This window comes from Rhodospirillales bacterium RIFCSPLOWO2_02_FULL_58_16 (assembly GCA_001830425.1).
GTDB lineage: Bacteria > Pseudomonadota > Alphaproteobacteria > Rhodospirillales > 2-02-FULL-58-16 > 2-02-FULL-58-16.
This window is the reverse complement of the sequence record MIAA01000015.1, coordinates 1-18,202: the sequence shown is the minus strand read 5'-3', so window position 1 is coordinate 18,202 and position 18,202 is coordinate 1. Positions and strand designations below refer to the sequence as shown.

The 18,202-nt window shown below is 57.9% G+C and carries 21 protein-coding genes, 1 tRNA gene and 1 pseudogene (1 of these 23 cut by a window edge); 15 read left to right on the top strand and 8 right to left on the bottom strand.

Translation table 11 applies throughout. The annotated features are described in order from the left end of the window. Both A3H92_10090 and A3H92_10085 read left to right on the top strand, forming a co-directional pair. Nucleotides 1–39: pseudogene (locus A3H92_10090) on the top strand (hypothetical protein); it begins 1,191 nt to the left of the window's first position. Between the two features lie 120 nt (nt 40–159). Then, nucleotides 160–354 carry a hypothetical protein gene (locus A3H92_10085; protein ID OHC75808.1) on the top strand — a complete coding sequence of 65 codons (195 nt, stop codon included), beginning with the start codon at nt 160–162 and terminating at the stop codon, nt 352–354. Nucleotides 355–505: 151 nt separating this feature from the next. Here A3H92_10085 and A3H92_10080 read toward each other — a convergent pair whose 3' ends face one another. The 4 genes from A3H92_10080 to A3H92_10065 all read right to left on the bottom strand — a co-directional run bounded on the left by A3H92_10080 (nt 506) and on the right by A3H92_10065 (nt 3,334). Next, nucleotides 506–802 (bottom strand): hypothetical protein, encoded by a 297-nt coding sequence (locus A3H92_10080; protein OHC75807.1) that lies wholly within the window; start codon nt 800–802, stop codon nt 506–508. A gap of 163 nt (nt 803–965) precedes the next feature. Beyond that, nucleotides 966–1,853 carry an NAD synthetase gene (locus A3H92_10075; protein OHC75831.1) on the bottom strand — a complete coding sequence of 296 codons (888 nt, stop codon included), beginning with the start codon at nt 1,851–1,853 and terminating at the stop codon, nt 966–968. Between the two features lie 32 nt (nt 1,854–1,885). Further along, on the bottom strand, nt 1,886–2,845 hold the full coding sequence (locus A3H92_10070) for a diguanylate cyclase (protein OHC75806.1): 960 nt from the start codon (nt 2,843–2,845) through the stop codon (nt 1,886–1,888). Nucleotides 2,846–2,863: 18 nt separating this feature from the next. Further along, entirely contained in the window at nt 2,864–3,334 is a 471-nt protein-coding gene (locus A3H92_10065) for a hypothetical protein (protein ID OHC75805.1), read from the bottom strand. A 204-nt stretch (nt 3,335–3,538) separates the two neighbouring features. Between A3H92_10065 and A3H92_10060 the strand changes: the two genes are divergently transcribed. The 8 genes from A3H92_10060 (at nt 3,539) to A3H92_10025 (ending at nt 9,563) form a co-directional block, all read left to right on the top strand. After that, entirely contained in the window at nt 3,539–4,492 is a 954-nt protein-coding gene (locus tag A3H92_10060) for a hypothetical protein (GenBank protein OHC75804.1), read from the top strand. 125 nt (nt 4,493–4,617) lie between these two features. Then, nucleotides 4,618–5,577, top strand: coding sequence for a phosphoribosylpyrophosphate synthetase (locus A3H92_10055; protein ID OHC75803.1), 960 nt, complete (start codon nt 4,618–4,620; stop codon nt 5,575–5,577). A 64-nt stretch (nt 5,578–5,641) separates the two neighbouring features. Further along, entirely contained in the window at nt 5,642–6,295 is a 654-nt protein-coding gene (locus tag A3H92_10050; GenBank protein ID OHC75802.1) for a 50S ribosomal protein L25/general stress protein Ctc, read from the top strand. A 12-nt stretch (nt 6,296–6,307) separates the two neighbouring features. Then, a complete protein-coding gene (locus A3H92_10045) occupies nt 6,308–6,916 on the top strand; it encodes an aminoacyl-tRNA hydrolase (protein OHC75830.1) in 609 nt (202 codons plus the stop codon). Next, complete coding sequence (locus A3H92_10040; GenBank protein OHC75801.1) at nt 6,906–8,006, top strand: redox-regulated ATPase YchF; 1,101 nt, start codon at nt 6,906–6,908, stop codon at nt 8,004–8,006. The genes A3H92_10045 and A3H92_10040 overlap by 11 nt, the downstream gene beginning before the upstream one ends. A gap of 53 nt (nt 8,007–8,059) precedes the next feature. Further along, entirely contained in the window at nt 8,060–8,266 is a 207-nt protein-coding gene (locus A3H92_10035; protein OHC75800.1) for a hypothetical protein, read from the top strand. Between the two features lie 54 nt (nt 8,267–8,320). Further along, nucleotides 8,321–9,424, top strand: a complete 1,104-nt coding sequence (locus A3H92_10030; GenBank protein ID OHC75829.1) for an aminotransferase — start codon at nt 8,321–8,323, stop codon at nt 9,422–9,424. Between the two features lie 62 nt (nt 9,425–9,486). Further along, nucleotides 9,487–9,563, top strand: a tRNA-His gene (locus A3H92_10025). A gap of 991 nt (nt 9,564–10,554) precedes the next feature. Here A3H92_10025 and A3H92_10020 read toward each other — a convergent pair. The 3 genes from A3H92_10020 to A3H92_10010 form a co-directional block, all read right to left on the bottom strand. Beyond that, nucleotides 10,555–11,094, bottom strand: a complete 540-nt coding sequence (locus A3H92_10020) for a hypothetical protein (GenBank protein ID OHC75799.1) — start codon at nt 11,092–11,094, stop codon at nt 10,555–10,557. Between the two features lie 149 nt (nt 11,095–11,243). Beyond that, nucleotides 11,244–11,765 (bottom strand): hypothetical protein, encoded by a 522-nt coding sequence (locus tag A3H92_10015; GenBank protein ID OHC75798.1) that lies wholly within the window; start codon nt 11,763–11,765, stop codon nt 11,244–11,246. A gap of 394 nt (nt 11,766–12,159) precedes the next feature. Beyond that, nucleotides 12,160–12,369, bottom strand: coding sequence for a cold-shock protein (locus A3H92_10010; protein ID OHC75797.1), 210 nt, complete (start codon nt 12,367–12,369; stop codon nt 12,160–12,162). Between the two features lie 367 nt (nt 12,370–12,736). On the opposite strand from A3H92_10010, the gene A3H92_10005 reads away from it, so the two are divergent. From A3H92_10005 to A3H92_09990, 4 genes are read left to right on the top strand one after another with little or no spacing between them, the layout of a single operon-like run. After that, nucleotides 12,737–13,510 carry a molybdate ABC transporter substrate-binding protein gene (locus A3H92_10005; protein ID OHC75796.1) on the top strand — a complete coding sequence of 258 codons (774 nt, stop codon included), beginning with the start codon at nt 12,737–12,739 and terminating at the stop codon, nt 13,508–13,510. A 9-nt stretch (nt 13,511–13,519) separates the two neighbouring features. Beyond that, the gene (gene modB / locus A3H92_10000) at nt 13,520–14,212 is read left to right on the top strand and encodes a molybdate ABC transporter permease (protein ID OHC75795.1); all 693 of its coding nucleotides are present in this window, start codon (nt 13,520–13,522) and stop codon (nt 14,210–14,212) included. Nucleotides 14,213–14,216: 4 nt separating this feature from the next. After that, nucleotides 14,217–15,323: a molybdenum ABC transporter ATP-binding protein gene (locus tag A3H92_09995; protein OHC75794.1), complete on the top strand. Its 1,107-nt coding sequence runs from the start codon at nt 14,217–14,219 to the stop codon at nt 15,321–15,323. Further along, on the top strand, nt 15,320–17,305 hold the full coding sequence (locus A3H92_09990; GenBank protein OHC75793.1) for a hypothetical protein: 1,986 nt from the start codon (nt 15,320–15,322) through the stop codon (nt 17,303–17,305). Before A3H92_09995 ends, A3H92_09990 begins: the two co-directional genes overlap by 4 nt. Before the next feature lie 154 nt (nt 17,306–17,459). Here A3H92_09990 and A3H92_09985 read toward each other — a convergent pair whose 3' ends face one another. Next, nucleotides 17,460–17,741, bottom strand: a complete 282-nt coding sequence (locus A3H92_09985; protein ID OHC75792.1) for a hypothetical protein — start codon at nt 17,739–17,741, stop codon at nt 17,460–17,462. Nucleotides 17,742–17,848: 107 nt separating this feature from the next. Here A3H92_09985 and A3H92_09980 point away from each other — a divergent pair, with 107 nt between their 5' ends. After that, entirely contained in the window at nt 17,849–18,106 is a 258-nt protein-coding gene (locus A3H92_09980) for a hypothetical protein (GenBank protein OHC75791.1), read from the top strand. Nucleotides 18,107–18,202: the final 96 nt, after the last annotated feature.

Here is an 18,202-nt window from a genome sequence, read left to right as displayed (position 1 = left end):
TCGGTCAGGTGTGGGCGCTGTGCTCAAGAGGCGAATTAGGCCCCAAACATCGGGATAAATGTGAATAGAGGGAGAATTGGTTGTCGTTTACCGTTTGTTGACGAGCCGGCGCTATTATCAGTTTCCTTATTAAAATCTTCGTTCGATGGAGGAGCTGATATGAGGTACACGGTCAAATACGAAGAATTTGCCGGCGCATGGGCGGTTATTGACACCAAATCCCTTGGCCGAGTGATCGGCATTCATGACAACGCCGCCGATGCCGAAGATGCCGCATGGGCCGAGGAAGAGCGCTGGTACAAGTGTTATCCTCTCTCGATTGGAAAATTGAACCCTTCGTTGCATCACGGTTGATGAAGGGGTAGCAATCACGGAGCAGGATCGCAATGCGATTGAGCCGGATGCGTTTCGGCGTAAAGAAACGGTCCCGACAAGGCGCACAAAAACGCCACGCCCTCAGGCGGGGTCCCCAATCAAAAGCCCGCTCAGTCGGAACGGCGCCCGACTAAGCCTTGATATCCACGGCGCTGCCACGCTTGTCATCCACGGCAGTTTGTGGAGTTGAATCCGGAGACGAAGCCGTAACAGGCTTTTTCGCAGCCTCAACCTTATCAGGTTGACCCGCTTTCACCTGCTCATGATCCGCTTTAGGCTGTTGCTGCCCCAAGTCTTCTTCACGGCGCTTTGCAACCTCTTCCAGCAGCTTGGAAAATTGCTCTTGCTGAACAACAGCAGTGCGCAACGAAGCCAAAGCAACGTCAGTGATGACGACGCCTTCACCCGGTGTTTCAATTACCTGCATTGTTATCTCCCTCGGCCTTCTGGCCGAATAGCAGAAGAATCACTTCTCATAACCTCGGCATAATATAATGACGCGCCCATTATTGCAATCGCTATTTGACAGCGTGTCGATAGAGCTATCAGGGCCAAGGCTTATTAAATTCAGCGGAAATAATTACCGGGCGTTACCTTCTCCCGGCCTTTGGGTCCATGGCGTCTTGGATGCCATCACCGAGGAAATTGAAGGCAATCACCGTGATGAAGATCAGGATGCCGGGATAAAAGGCCGACGCCGGCGCCGTCCAGATCAGTTCTTGGGCGTTGGTAAGCAGATTGCCCCAACTCGGGATCGGCGGCTGAATACCCAGGCCGAGAAAGCTGAGCACGGATTCCAAAAGGATCACATTACCCACCGACAGGGTAGTGGCGACGATGATGGGAGACGCCAGATTGGGCAGAATATGCACCGTCATAATCCGCAATGAGCTTGCCCCCTGACTATAGGCGGCAAGCACGAATTCCCGTTCGCGCAGGCTGAGGGCGGCGCCGCGCACCAGTCTCGCCACAGTCGTCCAGCCGACCAGGGCGACAATGACGATGATTCGATAGAGGCTGACGCTTTCCGATTGAGCCGCCTCTGCCGGCAGTCCCAGTTTTTCCAGGTCCACCGCCGCCAGCACGATAAGCAGCGGCAACAGAGGCAACGAGATGACGCCGTCGGTGAAACGCATCAGCACAGCATCCAAACGGCCGCCGTGATAACCGGCAAGCAAGCCGATCGCCGTGCCGATCACCGCCGCCGCAAAAGCCGCCGTCAGCCCCACCAGCAGGGATATCCGCCCGCCGTAAAGCAGGCGCGTCAGAAGATCGCGCCCCAGTTCATCGGCGCCGAGGGGATGAGCAAAACTCGGCGCGGCAAACCGATTGAACAAATCGACCGTCCGGGCGTCTACCCCGAGCCATGCCTCGACAAGCGGCGCCGCCGCCGCCGACAGACCCAGCAGGACCAGTACGCCGGCGCTGATTGCCGCCGGCCGATGACGCCTGAAGCGGAGCAAGGCCAGGCCCATCATGCCGGAGTTCTTCCGTATGTCCGCCGCCGCGCTCATTTGTAGGATATCCTCGGGTCCAGCCAAACATAATTCAGATCGGCCAGCAGGTTGCCGGCCAGGGTCAGCAACGTGGCGAACAGCAGCGCCACCAGGGCCAAATTAAAATCGTTGCCCATGATCGAATCAAAGATCAGCTTGCCCATGCCCGGATAGGCGAAGATGGTCTCGGTGACCAAGGCTCCCGAGAACAAGGCGCCGAAATCCAGGGCGATGATGGTCACTACCGGGATCAGGGCGTTGCGCAACGCATGGCCGAACGCCACGCGCCACGCGCCGGCGCCCTTGGCCCGCGCCGTGCGGATATAGTCCTGGCGCAGCGCCTCGATCATCGAGGCCCGCATATAGCGGGTATAGCCGCCGACGCCGGCAATGGTCAGGGTGGCTACCGGCAGCACGATATATTTTGCCTGCTCCCAAAATCCGCCTCCGCCGCCGCTCAAATCTCCGATTCCTCCCGCCGGCAGCACGCCCAAAATGACGGCGAAGACGATGATCAGCAACAGCGCCAGCCAGAATGCCGGAAGCGAAATACCGGCAAAGGCCAGCAGATTGACGGCGTAGTCGATCTTTGAATAGGGCCGCAACGCCGCGACCATGCCCACCGGCAGACCGATGACCAGCGACAACAGCAAAGCCGCCCCCAGCAGCTTGATAGTGTTGACCATAGCCGGCAACAACACGTCCAAGACCGGCTTGGCATGAAGCCGGGAAAAGCCGAAATCTCCCCCCAGCGCCGCCCCCAGCCAGTTAAAGTACCGCTCGACAATCGGCCTGTCCAACCCGTAGAGACTCCGCAGCCGCGCCGCATCCTCGGACGTAATCTTGGGATCGGCGCTGATCATCAGGTCGATGGGGTCGCCCGGCATCAAACCCATCAGCCCATAGATGGCGAACGACATCGCCGCCAGCACCAGCATCGACTGCCCGAGGCGGGCGCATAAAAACCGGATCACCTCGCAGTTCCCCCGCCCTTAATAAGAGGCGAAGACCTTGCCTTCGCCTTTGTCATTAAAAATTATGACATTGTAGGGATCATGCTGATTGTCTTGTTCCATTCCGGGAGCGCCGACGGGCATTCCGGGAACGGCCAAGCCTCGCGCCGCCGGTTTTTCCGCTAACAGGCGGCGAATGTCCTTGGCCGGAACATGCCCTTCAACGGCGTAGCCGTCGAGGGTGGCCGTGTGACAGGAACCGAGGTTTTCGGGGACGCCCATCCGCAGTTTGATCGGGTCCAAATCCTCGCGTTCGATGACCTTGACGGCAAATCCGTTATCGCGCAAATGCGCCACCCACCCCTTGCAGCAACCGCACTGGGGCGTCTTGTAGACGGTGATTTCGGTCAAACCGCCGGCGGCGCCGTTAGCGGCGCCCGCAGGCGACAGAAGCCATCCGCCCGCCCCCAGCGCCGCGATCACAAAACCGGCAGACAAATATTTTTTCATGATGATTTTTCCTTTACGACGGCGCCACAATCGGCCAACGAGTTTTCAATCTACCATTTCATGGCGATTGTTGAAACATTACCCATGAATTGCGGCGAGAATGTGGACCATAGGCGCATAATTCGCGTATGATCCCGTCATGCCTTATATGTTTTTCCTGATGATGGCCTTTGTTCTGATAATGGCTGCGACTTGCGCCCTTGTATGAACATGCGCATCCTTTTTCTCCTGTTTATCTTTGCGGCGACGGCCTGTAACGAGGCCCCCCGGCCGTTCAAGCACGAGGCCGGTTCCTGGAAGCCCCCCCTCGCCGAACCCAAGGCCGGTTATGATATTTTGGTCGAGCCGGTGGACGGCCCGTCCCGACCGATGGCCAAGCTGCTGGCCCGCTCGGTGGCGGATTCATTGGTCGAGCGCGAAGTGTCGGCCACCGTCGCCGACTCGGTCAAAAGCCGCTTTGTGATCAAGGGCAAGGCCGAGGCAAACTGGGAAGACGCCAGAGCGCCGTTCGTCATGCTCATCCTCTGGACCATGTTTAATGAAAAAGGCGAGATCGTCGGCAACTTTACCCAAGGGGTGCAAGGCACCTGGTTTGAATGGGAAAACGGCGATCCGCGCATCATTCGTTCGGTAGGTCAGGAGGCGGCTCAGCCTTTCGCCGAGATGGCGCAAAGAAAAGAAAAAGTGCTGCCGCCCGCCGAGCTGAGAGGCGCCGGACTGATGGTGGAAAGTGTTATCGGCGCTCCCGGCGACGGCAACAAAATGCTGACCGACGCTATTAAAGAAGCCTTGAGGCTCACCGATGTCTCGATAACCGAAGACCCCAGGCAGATGGACTATGTGCTGAAGGGCGAAGTCAAAATGACGGCGGCGGATCAGGGAAAACAAAAAGTGCTGGTGATCTGGACAGTTCTCACTCCCGCCGGCGGCGAGGTAGGCAAAGCTACCCAGGAAAACATAACTCCGACCGGCAGTCTTGACGGCTCATGGGGGGAAACGGCCTCCATGGTGGCGACGGCGGCCGTCAACGGCATCGCCGACATTCTGGGCAGAGCCGAGAAAGCGCCGCGCGAAGACAACGGCTCCTCCCCGCGAGGGCTGATCGCCCCCCAGGCGCCGAAGCAGGTTCCGGGCCGAGCGCCGCCGCCGCCGATGTAGAAAAGCCGTTTACACGGGTTGGCGACGCTGGTAAGTTGCGGCGCGTTTGACCCGGAAGAAGCCTTGTATCCCGTTGTTATTGTCGCCGGGGTCCGCGTCTGAAAGCGCCGGAGAGACCTTCAGAGATGAAAATTATCGCCTGTAACAGCAATTTGCCTTTGGCCGGGGCGATTTCGTCACACCTTGACTTGCCGCTTGCCGACGCCTGCATCCGTCGTTTCTCGGACATGGAAGTGTTCGTCGAGATTCACGAAAACGTGCGCGGCGAGGATATTTTCGTCATCCAGTCAACGTCATTTCCCGCCAATGACCATCTGATGGAATTGCTGGTGACTCTGGACGCCCTGAAAAGAGGCTCGGCCCGGCGCATTACCGCCGTCATCCCCTACTTCGGATACGCCCGCCAGGATCGCAAGTCGGGACCGCGCACCCCCATATCGGCAAAGCTGGTGGCCAATCTGATAACCATAGCCGGCGCCGACAGGGTGCTGACCATTGACCTGCACGCCGGCCAGATACAGGGCTTTTTTGATATTCCGGTGGACAACCTTTATGGAGCGCCGGTGTTCATCAAGGACATCAGGGAACGCTACGCCGGTCATGAATTGGTGATCGTGTCGCCCGATGTCGGCGGCGTCATCAGGGCGCGCGCCATCGCCAAGCCTTTGAACGCCGATCTGGCCATCATTGACAAACGCCGCGAACGCGCCGGAGCCTCGGAGGTAATGCATATTATCGGCGACGTTGAAGGGCGCCGATGCCTGATGATCGACGATATCGTCGACTCCGCCGGTACGCTGTGTAATGCCGGCGTCGCCCTTATGGAAGCTGGCGCGTCCGAGGTTTCAGCCTACGTTACTCACGGCGTATTGTCCGGCGGCGCCGTGGCGCGGGTGGCGGCTTCGCCGCTCAGCGTCATGATCACCACCGACAGCATTCAGGCCACCGAGGAAGTGAACGCTTCAAAATCCATCAAACACCTGACTATTGCGCCGCTTATGGCCGAGGCTATTCGCCGCATCAGCGAGGAGTCCTCCGTTTCAAGCTTGTTTAACATGACAACTTTTGATGCAAATCGCATATAATTTCTAAAAAGCCGGCGCCCCTGGAGGCCGGACCAAACCTGAAGTAACGAAAGGAGCTACCAAAATGGCGCAAGCAAACAGCATGACCGCCGAGATACGCGAACGGGCAGGTAAGGGGGCAGCCCGCGCCACACGTCGCGCCGGCCGCGTGCCGGCCGTCATCTACGGCAACAAGCAACCCCCGATGTTAATCTCGCTGGACCCCGTCGAGCTGAAACAACAGGTTCGCAGACTAAGTTTTTTCACCCGCATCTTCGAGCTTAAGGTGAAAGACGACACCCATCGGGTGCTGGCCCGTGAAATTCAGTTGGACCCCGTCACCGACCACCCTGTCCACGTTGACTTCATGCGTTTCAGCGCCACCACCAGGCTCAACGTCGAAGTCAAAGTGAACTTCATTAATATGGAGTTGTGTCCGGGCCTGAAAGCGGGAGGCGTCCTTAACGTGGTGCGCCGCACCGTGGAATTGATTTGCGCCGCCGAGAGCATCCCTGAAAGCATCACCGCCGATATCGCCGGTCTGGGAATCGGAAGCAGTCTTCACATCAGCGACATCAAACTGCCCGAAGGCGTGCGCCCGGCGATCGCCGACCGTGATTTCACCATCGCCACCATCGCCGCGCCGACCGTTCTGCCGACCGCCGAGGAAGAAGCGGCGGAAAAGGAAGGCGCCGCAGACGAGAAAGCCGAAGGCGAGGCTGCGCCGGAAGGCGAATAAGGCTTGCCGGCCGTGCTGTTGGCGGTCGGCCTCGGCAATCCCGGCAAAGACTACGCCGGGAATCGCCACAACATCGGGTTCATGGCGGCGGACAGCATCGTCAGCCGCCATGGATTCGGGCCTTTTCGCGCCAGATTTCAGGGCAAGGCCGCCGAAGGATCAATCGACGGCGTCAAGGTGATTGTGCTTAAGCCTATGACCTATATGAACGAATCGGGACGCTCCCTGGCCGAGGCCTGTCGTTTCTACAAGATAGGCCCCGAAAATGTCATCGTGCTGCATGACGAGATCGACCTGGAGGCCGGACGCATCCGCCTGAAAGACGGCGGCGGCCACGCCGGCCACAACGGTCTGCGCAGCATCCACGATCATCTCGGCCCTCACTACAGGCGGTTGAGGATGGGCGTCGGCCATCCCGGCGCCAAGGATGAGGTCGTCCGCCATGTGCTGAAGGATTTCTCCAAAGCCGACAAGGCGTGGCTTGACCCGCTGCTGGACGCAATCGCTGAATACTTCGGACTGCTGGCGACGGGCGACAATGCCGGATTTTTAAACAAGGTGGCGCTGGCCGTCAGGCCGCAAAAGCCTAAAAAGAAAGGCGAAGACGGCAATGGGCTTTAACTGCGGCATCGTCGGACTGCCCAATGTCGGCAAGTCCACCCTGTTTAACGCCCTCACCCAGACCGCCCAGGCCGAGGCGTCCAACTTCCCGTTCTGCACTATCGAGCCTAACAAGGGCCGGGTGTCGGTGCCGGACGAACGCCTTGATCGTATCGCCGCCATCGGCAAATCGGCCAAGGTCGTCCCCACTACGCTGGAATTCATCGATATCGCCGGTCTGGTCAGGGGCGCCAGCAAGGGCGAAGGCCTGGGCAATCAGTTTCTCGCCAATATCCGCGAGGTTGACGCCATCGTTCATGTGCTGCGCTGCTTCGTTGACGACAACATCACCCATGTGGAGAACGCCATCGATCCGCTGCGCGACGCCGAAACGGTGGAGACCGAGTTGATGCTGGCCGACATGGACAGCCTTGAAAAGCGCATTGACCCGTTGACCAAAAAAACACGCGGCGGCGACAAGAAAGCGATAACCACCCTTACCCTTGTCGAACGCGCCCTGGCGGAACTACGCGACGGTCGCCCGGCGCGCGGGCTTGAAATCGACGAAGCGGATCGCAAGGCTTTTAAGGAACTGCAACTGCTGACCGCCAAGCCCGTGCTTTATGTTTGCAACGTCGAGGAGAAGGCCGCCGCCGCCGGCAACGAGCTTTCGCGCCGGGTCGCCGAGCGGGCGGCCGAGGACGGCGCCAAGTGCGTGGTAATCTCGGCCAAAATCGAGGAAGAAGTGGCGCAACTGACCGGCCGGGAGGAACGGGAGGAGTTCCTGGAAGCCCTCGGCCTGAAAGAAACCGGGCTGGCCCGCATCATCAAAGCCGGCTACTCCTTGCTCGGGATGATCACTTTTTTTACCGTCGGCCCCAAGGAAGCCCGCGCCTGGACCGTTCCTTCGGGGGCCAAGGCCCCCCAGGCGGCCGGCGTTATTCACGGCGATTTCGAGCGCGGCTTCATCCGCGCCGAGACCATTGCCTATGATGATTTTATCGCCTGCGGCGGCGAACAGGGGGCCAAGGAGGCCGGCAAAGCGCGCCAGGAAGGCAAGGAATATGTGACCAAAGACGGCGACATCATGCTGTTCCGGTTTAACGTTTAGGCATTCGGCATGTATCTCTTATAATACGCGCATAGATATTCGGAGTTTTCATCATGGACGCAAAGCGGCGACTCAGCGACAAAATTATTTCCGCCCATGAACAGGCATGCAGGGAAGACAAGATGAACGTGGCCGATCTGCTCCTTCAGGCTCTGGAGCTTGATCTCTCGGCTATCGGCGGCAATAAAAATGATCTGCGCCAGTCAACCGCGACGCTTGAAGCCGCCTTCGAGACACACGGAAAATCGAAAGAGCGCTAACCCTTGATCGGAAATTCAATTCTCAGCGCCTACGGCGTCACCGTCTTCGACCGCATGAGCGCCCTGGCGGCCGAGCATGGGGCCATCAATCTCGGGCAGGGCTTTCCCGACGAGGACGGGCCGTCGGAAATTCTGGAGAAAGCCGCCGAGGCGTTGTTGCAAGGCCCCAACCAGTATCCGCCGCTGATGGGCATTGCGGAGTTGCGCCGGGCGATAGCCGATCACGACCGGCGCTTTTACGGCATCGAGGCGGATTGGAACGCCGAGGTGATGGTGACCTCGGGGGCCGGCGAGGCCATCGCCGCCTGCCTGCTGGGGCTGATCAATCCCGGCGACGAGGTGGTGATGATCGAACCCCTGTATGATTCCTACCTGCCGATGGTGCGCCGCGCCGGCGGCATTCCAAAACTGGTTCGCATGGAGCCTCCGCGCTGGGAACTGCCGCGTGCGGCGCTGGCCGAGGCTTTCTCCGACCGCACCAGGCTGATTATTCTGAACTCGCCGCACAACCCGGCGGGCAAGGTGTTCAACGGCGATGAACTGGACTTCATCGCCGGTCTGCTGCAAACCCATAACGCCTACGCCGTCTGCGACGAAGTATATGAGCACCTGACGTTTGACGGCGTTCTTCATCTGCCGCTGATGACCAAGGAAGGAATGCGGGAGCGCTGCCTGCGCATCGGCTCCGCCGGCAAGACCTTCTCGGTGACCGGCTGGAAAGTCGGGTATGTAGTCGCATGTCCCGCCTTGCTGGCGCCGGTGGCCAAGGCTCACCAGTTTATCACCTTCACCGTTCCTCCCCACCTGCAAAAGGCGGCGGCTTTCGGCTTGCGTCTGGATGACGCCTATTTCACGCGGTTGGCGTCCGGCTTGCGGATTCGTCACGACTTGTTGGCGCAGGGGTTGACGGCGGCGGGATTCAAGGTTTTGCCTTCGGCGGGAACCTATTTCCTTACCGCCGATTTCAGTCGGCTGGGGTTCGCCGGCTCGGACGAGGATTTCTGCCGTCACATCACGGTGAAGGCGGGAGTCACTGCGGTGCCGATGAGCGCTTTTTACGATGGAGATAAGGTTAATAATTTCGTCCGCTTCTGCTTTTACAAGCGCGAGGAAGTGCTAACCGAGGCCTCGGCGCGTCTCGGGCGCTGCTTCGCCTGAAAAAGGGGGGTGGGCTTGACGGACCCGCCGCTTGCGTCTACATCAAAGTCCCTTGAATTATGGTGGCTGTAGCTCAGTTGGTTAGAGCGCCTGGTTGTGGTCCAGGAGGCCGGGGGTTCAAATCCCCTCAGCCACCCCATTTTTTTTGCACATACAAACTTCGCAAGCCCGGCCTATAAAATTTGATTGGAATTACTTTATAATGGGGCCAACTGGGCAATTTGTCGGTCGCGTTGCATTCCATTGATCAATCAAATCACTCCGGTATTTCTTATGCCATTCTCGAATGTTAAATTCATATCGTTCTAACCCTACGTTCCCGCGAAGCCGCAGACAATCCAGAATAGAAAAACTCGCACTTTGGTTTTGGTACTTAACTTGGAAATGAGGGGGTGGATGTTCATCTGCAAATATGTGAACAACAAACCCATCAAACCTCCCAACCTCTTTTTCCGTAAGTAAGCGCTGGCCAGAAGAATTTTGCATAGGTCCTTGCTCAAACGACCACTGCAGATCGGCAACTATATGCTCATTTAGCTCGATTTCAAAAGTCACTTATCATCCCCTGACGATGATTCTTTCGACGTGGTTTTGGCGATCTGCCGCAGTTTGTCCTCAAAGGAAGTTTCGCGCTGATCGCAATTTAGCTCATGAACTGCACCAATAAATTTAGCGGCCTGTTCGGCGCTTATATTTTCGCTCTTTTTTTCTTGCTTCTTCATAATTAACCTTCACTTGCTTTAGGTCACCACTTTCAGTGATGTTCCATGGGGGACAATAACATTGTCGTGAGGTCATAATAGAAATTTTAGCTTCTACTCGACGCCACCAAAGCAAAATATGAGCCGCTTGCAAGTCTCCTCTTGCGGTGGCCCATTTTGAAGGCAAGTGGATAATTTTAAGTCCCGTATCACAAATTGCTATTATTTGATGGTGACGCCTAAAAAAGTCAGTGTCAGCCGACAGAATAGCATTTCCACCTTCTTTAGCAAATTGGGTCGCCCAATGTTCGTCTGTTGACCCTTTATATCCAGACGAAATAACGTGTGATAATTCCCATCCAGGGCTTAACGCGATCTCTTGGACCGCTCGAACAATCGCCTCTGCGACGTGCTCATCGGCCCTTATCTTCACGCATTCAGCCTCAACTCAAATTCGATTGCTTCATCAACGTCACCTCGGTTTACGCCATACCAATTTGCAACACGCTCACGATTCCCATTGTCGGATCGCCACTGACGGAAAAGCGCAGACGTGGGAATGTGTTTTGCGCCAACAACAGGATGTCCGTAAGCAAAGCGAGGGTCGATAACTACGTTAGGGCATTCGCTCTGAAGAGGTCTCCATTCTCGTGCAAGCTCTGTCGCAGTATCAAAAGCAACCCCCTTGGCTAATATTTCCTCAATGGCTTCATACATTTCATATTGACCACTAAGGATATCATGCGTCTTACCCTCACCCTCTTCTTCAGCAGTTTGCTGAAATATACGCTTTCTATCAGTCAAAAATCTGGCCTTCGATAAGGCAAACGGATGGGAAGATTTAAACTCAATACGCGCCTTCTCGGCAACTTTTCTTAGGAATTGAAGGCTCAACCCCTGCGACCGAAAATGCTCGACAAACCTGACCTCAATTAAATCCCAAAAGCTAAGTTCCTGCGATTTCTCCACAGGCTCGTAATCGCGTATAATTATCGGGCATCCGTTCCCAGATTTCAGCCAACGAGATATACGTTGACTATTATTTATTTTGAGTAGACGTGCGGCCTCACTAAGAGTGTAAAAACCTCCCAGCAAAGGATCAAGACTATGTGCTACCGCTACGCCCATCGTGAGTCCATGTAGGTCAACCGCTTTCCAATAATACCACAAAGAGCAACAACAGCATGACTGGATCTCACGGTGTAGTCGCTGCCGATGAATGTTTCATCTACTTCAAAAATAGCTACTTCCCCACCCATGGGTTCCATGCCAAGCATCGCCATGGCTTCGCGCAGACGGCGAGCCATGAACCGAGCCGTCTTGTAGGTCACCTCTAGTACATGGTGCAATTGATAGGCGCTAACGCCATTCTTGCTGCAGCTCATGAGGTAAGCAGCTTGGAACCACTTATAAAGTTGCACATGGCTGGATTCAAAAACGGTTCCTACCTTCACAGTGAACTGTTTGCGGCAATGGCCGCACTTTTTCAATCCGATACGGGTGCTCTCGCCATTGATCTTATAAACACGATCTGTAGCGCCGCAATGCGGACAGATGGGGCCGCTAGGCCACACAATATCTTCCAGCTTAGTAAAGGCGGCTGGTTCATCGTAAAAGTATAGCTTGCCCAAAACGCTCATTGACCAATCTCCTTAAGCGGAAACTTACCTAAAAGAGGTGGGTTTGTCAAGTATACAGTCCCTCACGTCTTTAATTCCCCCACAGGTCAGTCCTCGTCCGCCGGTTCCCGCTCGTCAGTTTCGGGGTGGTCGGCGTTTTCAGAATTTTCCGGCGCGGACTTATCCTGTTTGGCCTTAAGGCGTGCGGCTTTCTTGGCTGCCTTAGTTCGATCACGCTCCATGCGTTCAAACTTGTAGTTCGGCTTGCGAGCCATTTGAAACCTTTCAGTCAACGCCCCGACGAGGGCGTATCACCAGAGACAAACAACCCCGACGCCCCCCAACGAGCGGCGGGAGCCTGGAAGAACTGACTACAGACAGCAAACGGCGCGCTAGGGCAGCCGAACGGCCGGAACTAGTCGAGAACGACGAGATTTTCCGCCGAGGATTTACCATTCTGGCCGGGGACGAGTTCAAACTCGACCTTCTGACCTTCGTTGAGGGTCGTCAATCCGGCGCGTTCAACGGCAGAAATGTGAACGAACGCATCCCTGGAGCCGTCACCCGGTTCGATAAAGCCATAACCCTTGGTGGGGTTGAACCATTTTACTGTACCAGTAGTCATATCAAGTCCTTCTTCTCATAAATACTATAGAAAACACGAGCCGCCACGGGCGGCGTCACGCAACATTAACTGGTCATAATCTCACCGGGGCAACTCAGCTAAACGCCAAGACGGCGATAAAGATACGCCGGGGTAATATGGAACAGCCGAGTTCATTTGCCGTATTTTGAGCCTTTGTGCAAGCATAAACCGTTTGACCGGGATTCAGGGCGTCGGGAATAAACTGAATTAACGATTCCTGTTATTTGTCTACAGCACAAAATAACGGGCATTTATTAATAATATCCGCTATATCTATAAGCATGTACCGACTGTTGAAAGCTTGATAATGTTGTTCGGGCATCGGGAAAATTTGTTACTCCGCTTAATGGCGCTGTTGCGCGCATCGGCGACGGCGGCATTGATCGTCGCTGCTTCGGCGGAAGCAAGCATCGCTAAAGTCACCATTTTCGCCACCGCCAGCACCGCCGGACCGGTTGGCGAGATCATCCGGTTGTTTAACGCCAAAGGTTCCGGCTCGGCGGTCGCCTCCTTCGCTTCCAGTTCAACCCTGGCGCAACAGATCGTTCACGGCGCCCCGGCGGATATCTATCTATCGGCCAGTCCCCAATGGATGGACTATCTGGCCGCCCAGAAGGCCATTGAGCCTTCCTCCCGTCTCGATTTGCTCGCCAACCGGCTGGTGCTGATTGCTCCGGCCGACAGCGCGATGACGGCGCGGATTGCGCCCTCGTTCCCCCTTCTGCCGGCGCTGGCGGGCGGGATGCTGGCCATGGGCGACCCCGATCATGTCCCCGCCGGCATTTATGGCAAGGCGGCGCTGATCAGTCTCGGTGCGTGGGACTCTGTCTCGGGCCGCGTGGCCGGAACACAGGACGTAAGGGCCGCTCTGGCTCTGGTCGAGCATGGCGAGGCCGCCGCCGGCATCGTCTACGCCACCGACGCCCTGCTTGCCGACCGAGTGCGCGTAATCGCCGATTTCCCCCCGTCAAGCCATCCGCCCATCATTTACCCGGTCGCCATAATCGCCGGGAGAGACAGTCCCGAGGTGCGTGATTTTTTTGCGTTACTGAAATCAGGCGACGCCGCCGCCATTTTCACCAAGCACGGTTTCATTGTGCTTCACCGCCTGTTGCCTTAAGGATTTACTATGTGGAACTTGACCCCGCTTGAGATCGAGGCCCTTTCCCTCAGTCTGCGCGTCGCCTTGTGGGCGGTGCTGTTCAGTCTGCCGCTCGGCATTCTCACCGCTCTGGCGCTGGCCCGAGGCGCCTTCTTCGGCAAGTCCCTGCTTGACGGTCTGGTGCACCTGCCCTTGATCCTGCCGCCGGTGGTTATCGGCTACCTGCTTTTGATCCTGCTCGGACGTCGCGGCCTGATCGGCGCCTGGCTGTACGACATCTTCGGCGTCACCATCGCCTTTACCTGGAAAGGCGCGGCGATAGCCTCGGCGGTCATGGCCTTTCCGCTCATGGTGCGGGCCATCAGGATTTCCATCGAAGCCGTGGACGGCAAGCTGGAACAGGCGGCGCGCACCCTCGGCGCTTCCCCCGTCCGGGTCTTTATCAGCATCACCCTGCCGCTGATCGCTCCCGGCATTCTGGCCGGAACCATCCTGGCGTTCGCCCGCAGCCTCGGCGAATTCGGCGCCACCATCGCTTTTGTCTCGAACATTCCCGGCGAGACCCGGACCCTGCCGCTGGCGTTGTTCTCGGCTATCCAGACGCCGGGAGGCGATGCCGACGCCATGCGTCTGGTGGTAATCTCGGTAGCGCTGGCCATGGCGGCGTTGGCGGCCTCTGAATTTCTGGCGCGGCGGGTTGCGGCCCGCCTCGGGGAATAGCGGCATGCTGGAAATTGATGTCCACCGTCGTTTCGGCGATTTTAACCTGGAGGTCAATTTCACCGCAAAAACCGGACTGACTGCGTTGTTCGGACGTTCCGGCTCGGGCAAGACGTCGCTGGTCAACATGCTTGCGGGATTGGAGCGCCCTGATCGGGGACGAATTGCCGTCGGCGGCCATCTGCTGTTTGATTCCGCGAGCGGCGTTGACGTGGCGACGGAGCGCCGCCGCCTCGGCTATGTTTTTCAGGAACCCCGGCTTTTCCCCCACATGAGCGTAAGCTCCAACCTGACCTACGGCATGCGTCTGGCGCCGCCCGAAGACCGTCATCAGGACTTTGACCAGATTGTCAGCCTGCTCGACCTGCGCCCGCTCCTTGACCGGCGTCCAGGACTCCTTTCCGGCGGCGAAAAACAGCGCGTCGCCATCGGTCGCGCCCTGCTGGCCGGTCCCCGCCTGTTGCTGATGGACGAGCCGCTGGCGTCGCTGGACGCCCCCCGCAAAAACGAGATACTGCCGCTTATCGAGCGTCTGCGCGATGAACTGGGACTGCCCATCGTTTACGTCAGCCATCATCTGGAGGAAGTCATCAGGCTGGCCGACGCCATGGTTATCCTCTCGGACGGAAAAGTAGTCGCCGCCGGCGGCGTCGAGGACATCATGAGCCGACTAGACCTGCATCCGTTTACCGGTCGCCACGAATCCGGCGCCGTATTCGCCGCCGTCGTCGTCGGTCGGGATGAAGCCTTCGGCCTTACCCATCTGTCTTTCGCCGGCAACCGTTTGCTGGCGCCGCGCCTTGACCTGCCGGTGGGGGATTCCCTTCGCGTCCGCATCCGCGCCCGCGATGTGTCCCTGATCCTGGAGGCTCCCGTCGGCGCCAGCGTGCTCAACGTGTTCAAGGGCGAGATCAAGGAGATCAACGCCGACCAAGGCCCCCAGGCGGAGGTGCTGCTCGACATCGGCGTTCCGCTGATCGCCCGCATTACCCGCAAGTCCGTGCATGAGTTGAACCTGAAGCCGGGAACCGCCGTCTACGCCATGGTCAAGGCGGTGGCCATCGACCGCCATAGCCTGGGCGGTCGCGGCCTGACCGAGGTCCGCCGATGAATCGAAAACTCCGCCGCGCTCAGGAAAAACGGCAACAGACCTTGAACGACGCCCTCCGCCATCACCGGGAGGGCAACCTGCGACAGGCCGAGGCCGGTTATCGGCGCGGCCTCGCCGGGCAACCGGACAATCCGCAAGCCCACTACAATCTGGGGATCGCCCTGAAGCAACAGGGAAGGCCGGCCGAGGCCGCAATTTCTTACCGTCAGGCCATTTCCCTGAATCCTGATTACGCCGAGGCTCACAACAATCTGGGCGGCGCGCTGCGGGACCTGGGCAAGCCGGAGGAAGCCGCCTCGGCCTACGGCAAGGCCATCGCCCTCAGGCCCGACTATGCCGAAGCCCATAACAACCTCGGCAACGCCTTGACCGACATGGGAAAACTGGAGGATGCCCTGGCCTGTTTTTATCAAGCCGTCGCCCTCAAGGCGGACTACGCCGAGGCCCACTACAATATCGGCAATACCCTGTTGAAAATGAAAAAGCCGGAGGCGGCGGCGGACGCCTACCGCCGGGCCGTCGCCCTCAAGGAAAACTTCCCCGACGCTTACGGCAATCTCGGCAACGCCATGAAGGACCAGGGCCGGTTCGAGGAAGCCGCCGCCTTCTACCAAAAAGCCATCGACCTGAACCCGAACAACGCCGAGCTTTATCACAATCTGGGTTTCGTCCTGCTGGAACTGCGTAAGCCGGGCCGCTCCGTCGCCGCCTACCGACGCGCCCTTGAGATCGACCCCGCCTCCGCCGACGCCGCCTCCAACCTGATTTTCGCCCTGGACTTCGATCCGACGTCCGCCATCGCCGACCACCGGCGGGAACTGGAGCGCTGGAACGAAATCAACGCCCGCCCCTTGGCCGGTGAAATCAAGCCCCACGCCAATTCCAGGGACCCCGAACGGCGGTTAAGGATCGGCTACGTTTCCGCCGATTTTTACAGCCATTCCGCCGCCCATGTCTTCGGGCCGGTCCTGCTCGGACACGATCCCCGGCAATTCCAGGTTTTCTGTTATGCCAACTCGCCCAGGGAAGACGATCTGACCGAACAATTTCGTCGATCAGCGTCTCAATGGCGCATGATTAACGGGCTGACCGACGCCGCTGCGGCAAAACTGATCCGCGAGGACGCCATCGACATTCTGGTCGATCTTTCCGGCCATTCCGAGGGCAACCGTCTGCTCGTCTTCGCCCGCAAGCCCGCTCCGATCCAGGTCACCGCCTGGGGCCGCGCCGTCGGCACGGGACTTGAGGCCATGGACTACCTGTTCAGCGACAGGATTTTCATTCCCCCGGAGGAACAATGTTTCTATGCCGAGGAAATCGTCTACCTGCCGTGTACGCTCGGCTATATTTGCCCGGACGATGCGCCGCCGGTAGGCCCGCTGCCGGCGCCGGCTAACGGCAGAATTACTTTCGGCTGCTTTAACAGGCTGGCCAAGGTTGCGGACGGAGCGTTGGATGTCTGGGGCAAACTGCTGTCCTCGCTTGCCGACGCCGTCATCATCCTGAAAGACCCGTCGCTGGACCTGACCGTCCGCCGCGATGTCATCCATCGTGAGTTCAGCGAACGCGGCGTCGCTCCGGAACGGGTCATTCTTCTCGGCAAAACCCCCTGGCGTCAACATCTGGAGGCCTATGGCCGAATCGACATCGGCCTCGATCCTTTCCCCCACGGCGGCGGCATCTCGACGCTGGAAGGCTTGTGGATGGGCGTCCCCTTCGTCACCCTGAAGGGAAACAAGCCCAACAGCCGGGGCGCGGCAAGCATTCAATCGGCCGTCGGAGTGAACGGATGGAGCGCCGATACTCCCGAACAATATCTGGAAATCGCCGAAACCATGGCCGGGGATATCGACGCCCTCGCCGTTCTTAGAGGCGCCCTGCGTCAGCGGGTGGCGCAATCTCCCGTCGGCGACCGGCAAATATATGTAGGAGCCGTCGAAAACGCCTATCGCGACATGTGGCGGCGTTGGTGCGGGAGATAAAGTTTATTTTTTCTGCCGGGGGATCACGGTCGGCCGCCGCTCACGCTCATGGCGCTCTACCGGCTTGCCGTTCCGGTATAACTGTCCCTCTTTGAAAAATTCATAGGGAAGCTCCGGAATTTCCCCCAATTCCTTATCGGTAGGCGCATCTGTGTCAATCTTCCGCAAATTGCTTTTCAAACCGGCATATTTCGCGTTCATTGGCTTTCCTCATGGAAATAATGCGCGTCACTTCACCGCGCGTCGTATGGGCGATCACAACCAATCTGCCGTCAAGCTCACCCACGGTAATCTCGCGGACCTCGCCGTAGTCTTGACGATTGTCCGTCCATGTGATGCGTCGAGGCCCGTTAAACACAAGCGCGGCGTCTTCAAAATCAATCCCTCGTTCAGCAATAGCGGCAAGCCGTTTGGCATGATCATACTCAAGCTCCATTGTCTTATTGTAGCCATAAAATGTTATGACGTCAAAGAACGGCTCCTTTCATTGCGCCTGTTCGACGACACTGAGGCTATCGTCGATGCGTGCCGCAAGGCTTGTGGATGGGCGTCCCCTTCGTCACCCTAAAGGGCGACAAGCCCAACAGCCGGGGCGCGGCAAGCATTCAATCGGCTATCGTACTGAACGGGTGGAACGCCGATACTCCCGAACAATATCTGGAAATCGCCGAAACCATGGCCGGGGACATCGACGCCCTCGCCGTTCTTAGAGGCGCCTTACGTCAGCGGGTGGCGGAATCCTCCGTCGGCGACCGGCAAATATATGTGGGAGCCGTCGAAAGTGCCTATCGCGACATGTGACTGAGGTGGTCCTACTTGTTTGGACAGTTCGGCGGCGAAGTTAAGGTGTATTCCGGTTGCTGATCATGCCGCCAAAGCCCTGTTCATATTTAATGC

Bases quoted from the DNA above. Each gene is read 5' to 3' on its own strand.
- A3H92_10085 (OHC75808.1), top strand. From the start codon at position 160: ATGAGGTACACGGTCAAATACGAAGAATTTGCCGGCGCATGGGCGGTT.
- A3H92_10080 (OHC75807.1), bottom strand. From the start codon at position 802: ATGCAGGTAATTGAAACACCGGGTGAAGGCGTCGTCATCACTGACGTT.
- A3H92_10075 (OHC75831.1), bottom strand. From the start codon at position 1,853: ATGATGGGCCTGGCCTTGCTCCGCTTCAGGCGTCATCGGCCGGCGGCA.
- A3H92_10065 (OHC75805.1), bottom strand. From the start codon at position 3,334: ATGAAAAAATATTTGTCTGCCGGTTTTGTGATCGCGGCGCTGGGGGCG.
- A3H92_10060 (OHC75804.1), top strand. From the start codon at position 3,539: ATGAACATGCGCATCCTTTTTCTCCTGTTTATCTTTGCGGCGACGGCC.
- A3H92_10055 (OHC75803.1), top strand. From the start codon at position 4,618: ATGAAAATTATCGCCTGTAACAGCAATTTGCCTTTGGCCGGGGCGATT.
- A3H92_10050 (OHC75802.1), top strand. From the start codon at position 5,642: ATGGCGCAAGCAAACAGCATGACCGCCGAGATACGCGAACGGGCAGGT.
- A3H92_10040 (OHC75801.1), top strand. From the start codon at position 6,906: ATGGGCTTTAACTGCGGCATCGTCGGACTGCCCAATGTCGGCAAGTCC.
- A3H92_10035 (OHC75800.1), top strand. From the start codon at position 8,060: ATGGACGCAAAGCGGCGACTCAGCGACAAAATTATTTCCGCCCATGAA.
- A3H92_10030 (OHC75829.1), top strand. From the start codon at position 8,321: ATGAGCGCCCTGGCGGCCGAGCATGGGGCCATCAATCTCGGGCAGGGC.
- A3H92_10015 (OHC75798.1), bottom strand. From the start codon at position 11,765: ATGAGCGTTTTGGGCAAGCTATACTTTTACGATGAACCAGCCGCCTTT.
- A3H92_10010 (OHC75797.1), bottom strand. From the start codon at position 12,369: ATGACTACTGGTACAGTAAAATGGTTCAACCCCACCAAGGGTTATGGC.
- A3H92_10005 (OHC75796.1), top strand. From the start codon at position 12,737: ATGGCGCTGTTGCGCGCATCGGCGACGGCGGCATTGATCGTCGCTGCT.
- modB (OHC75795.1), top strand. From the start codon at position 13,520: ATGTGGAACTTGACCCCGCTTGAGATCGAGGCCCTTTCCCTCAGTCTG.
- A3H92_09995 (OHC75794.1), top strand. From the start codon at position 14,217: ATGCTGGAAATTGATGTCCACCGTCGTTTCGGCGATTTTAACCTGGAG.
- A3H92_09990 (OHC75793.1), top strand. From the start codon at position 15,320: ATGAATCGAAAACTCCGCCGCGCTCAGGAAAAACGGCAACAGACCTTG.
- A3H92_09985 (OHC75792.1), bottom strand. From the start codon at position 17,741: ATGGAGCTTGAGTATGATCATGCCAAACGGCTTGCCGCTATTGCTGAA.
- A3H92_09980 (OHC75791.1), top strand. From the start codon at position 17,849: ATGGGCGTCCCCTTCGTCACCCTAAAGGGCGACAAGCCCAACAGCCGG.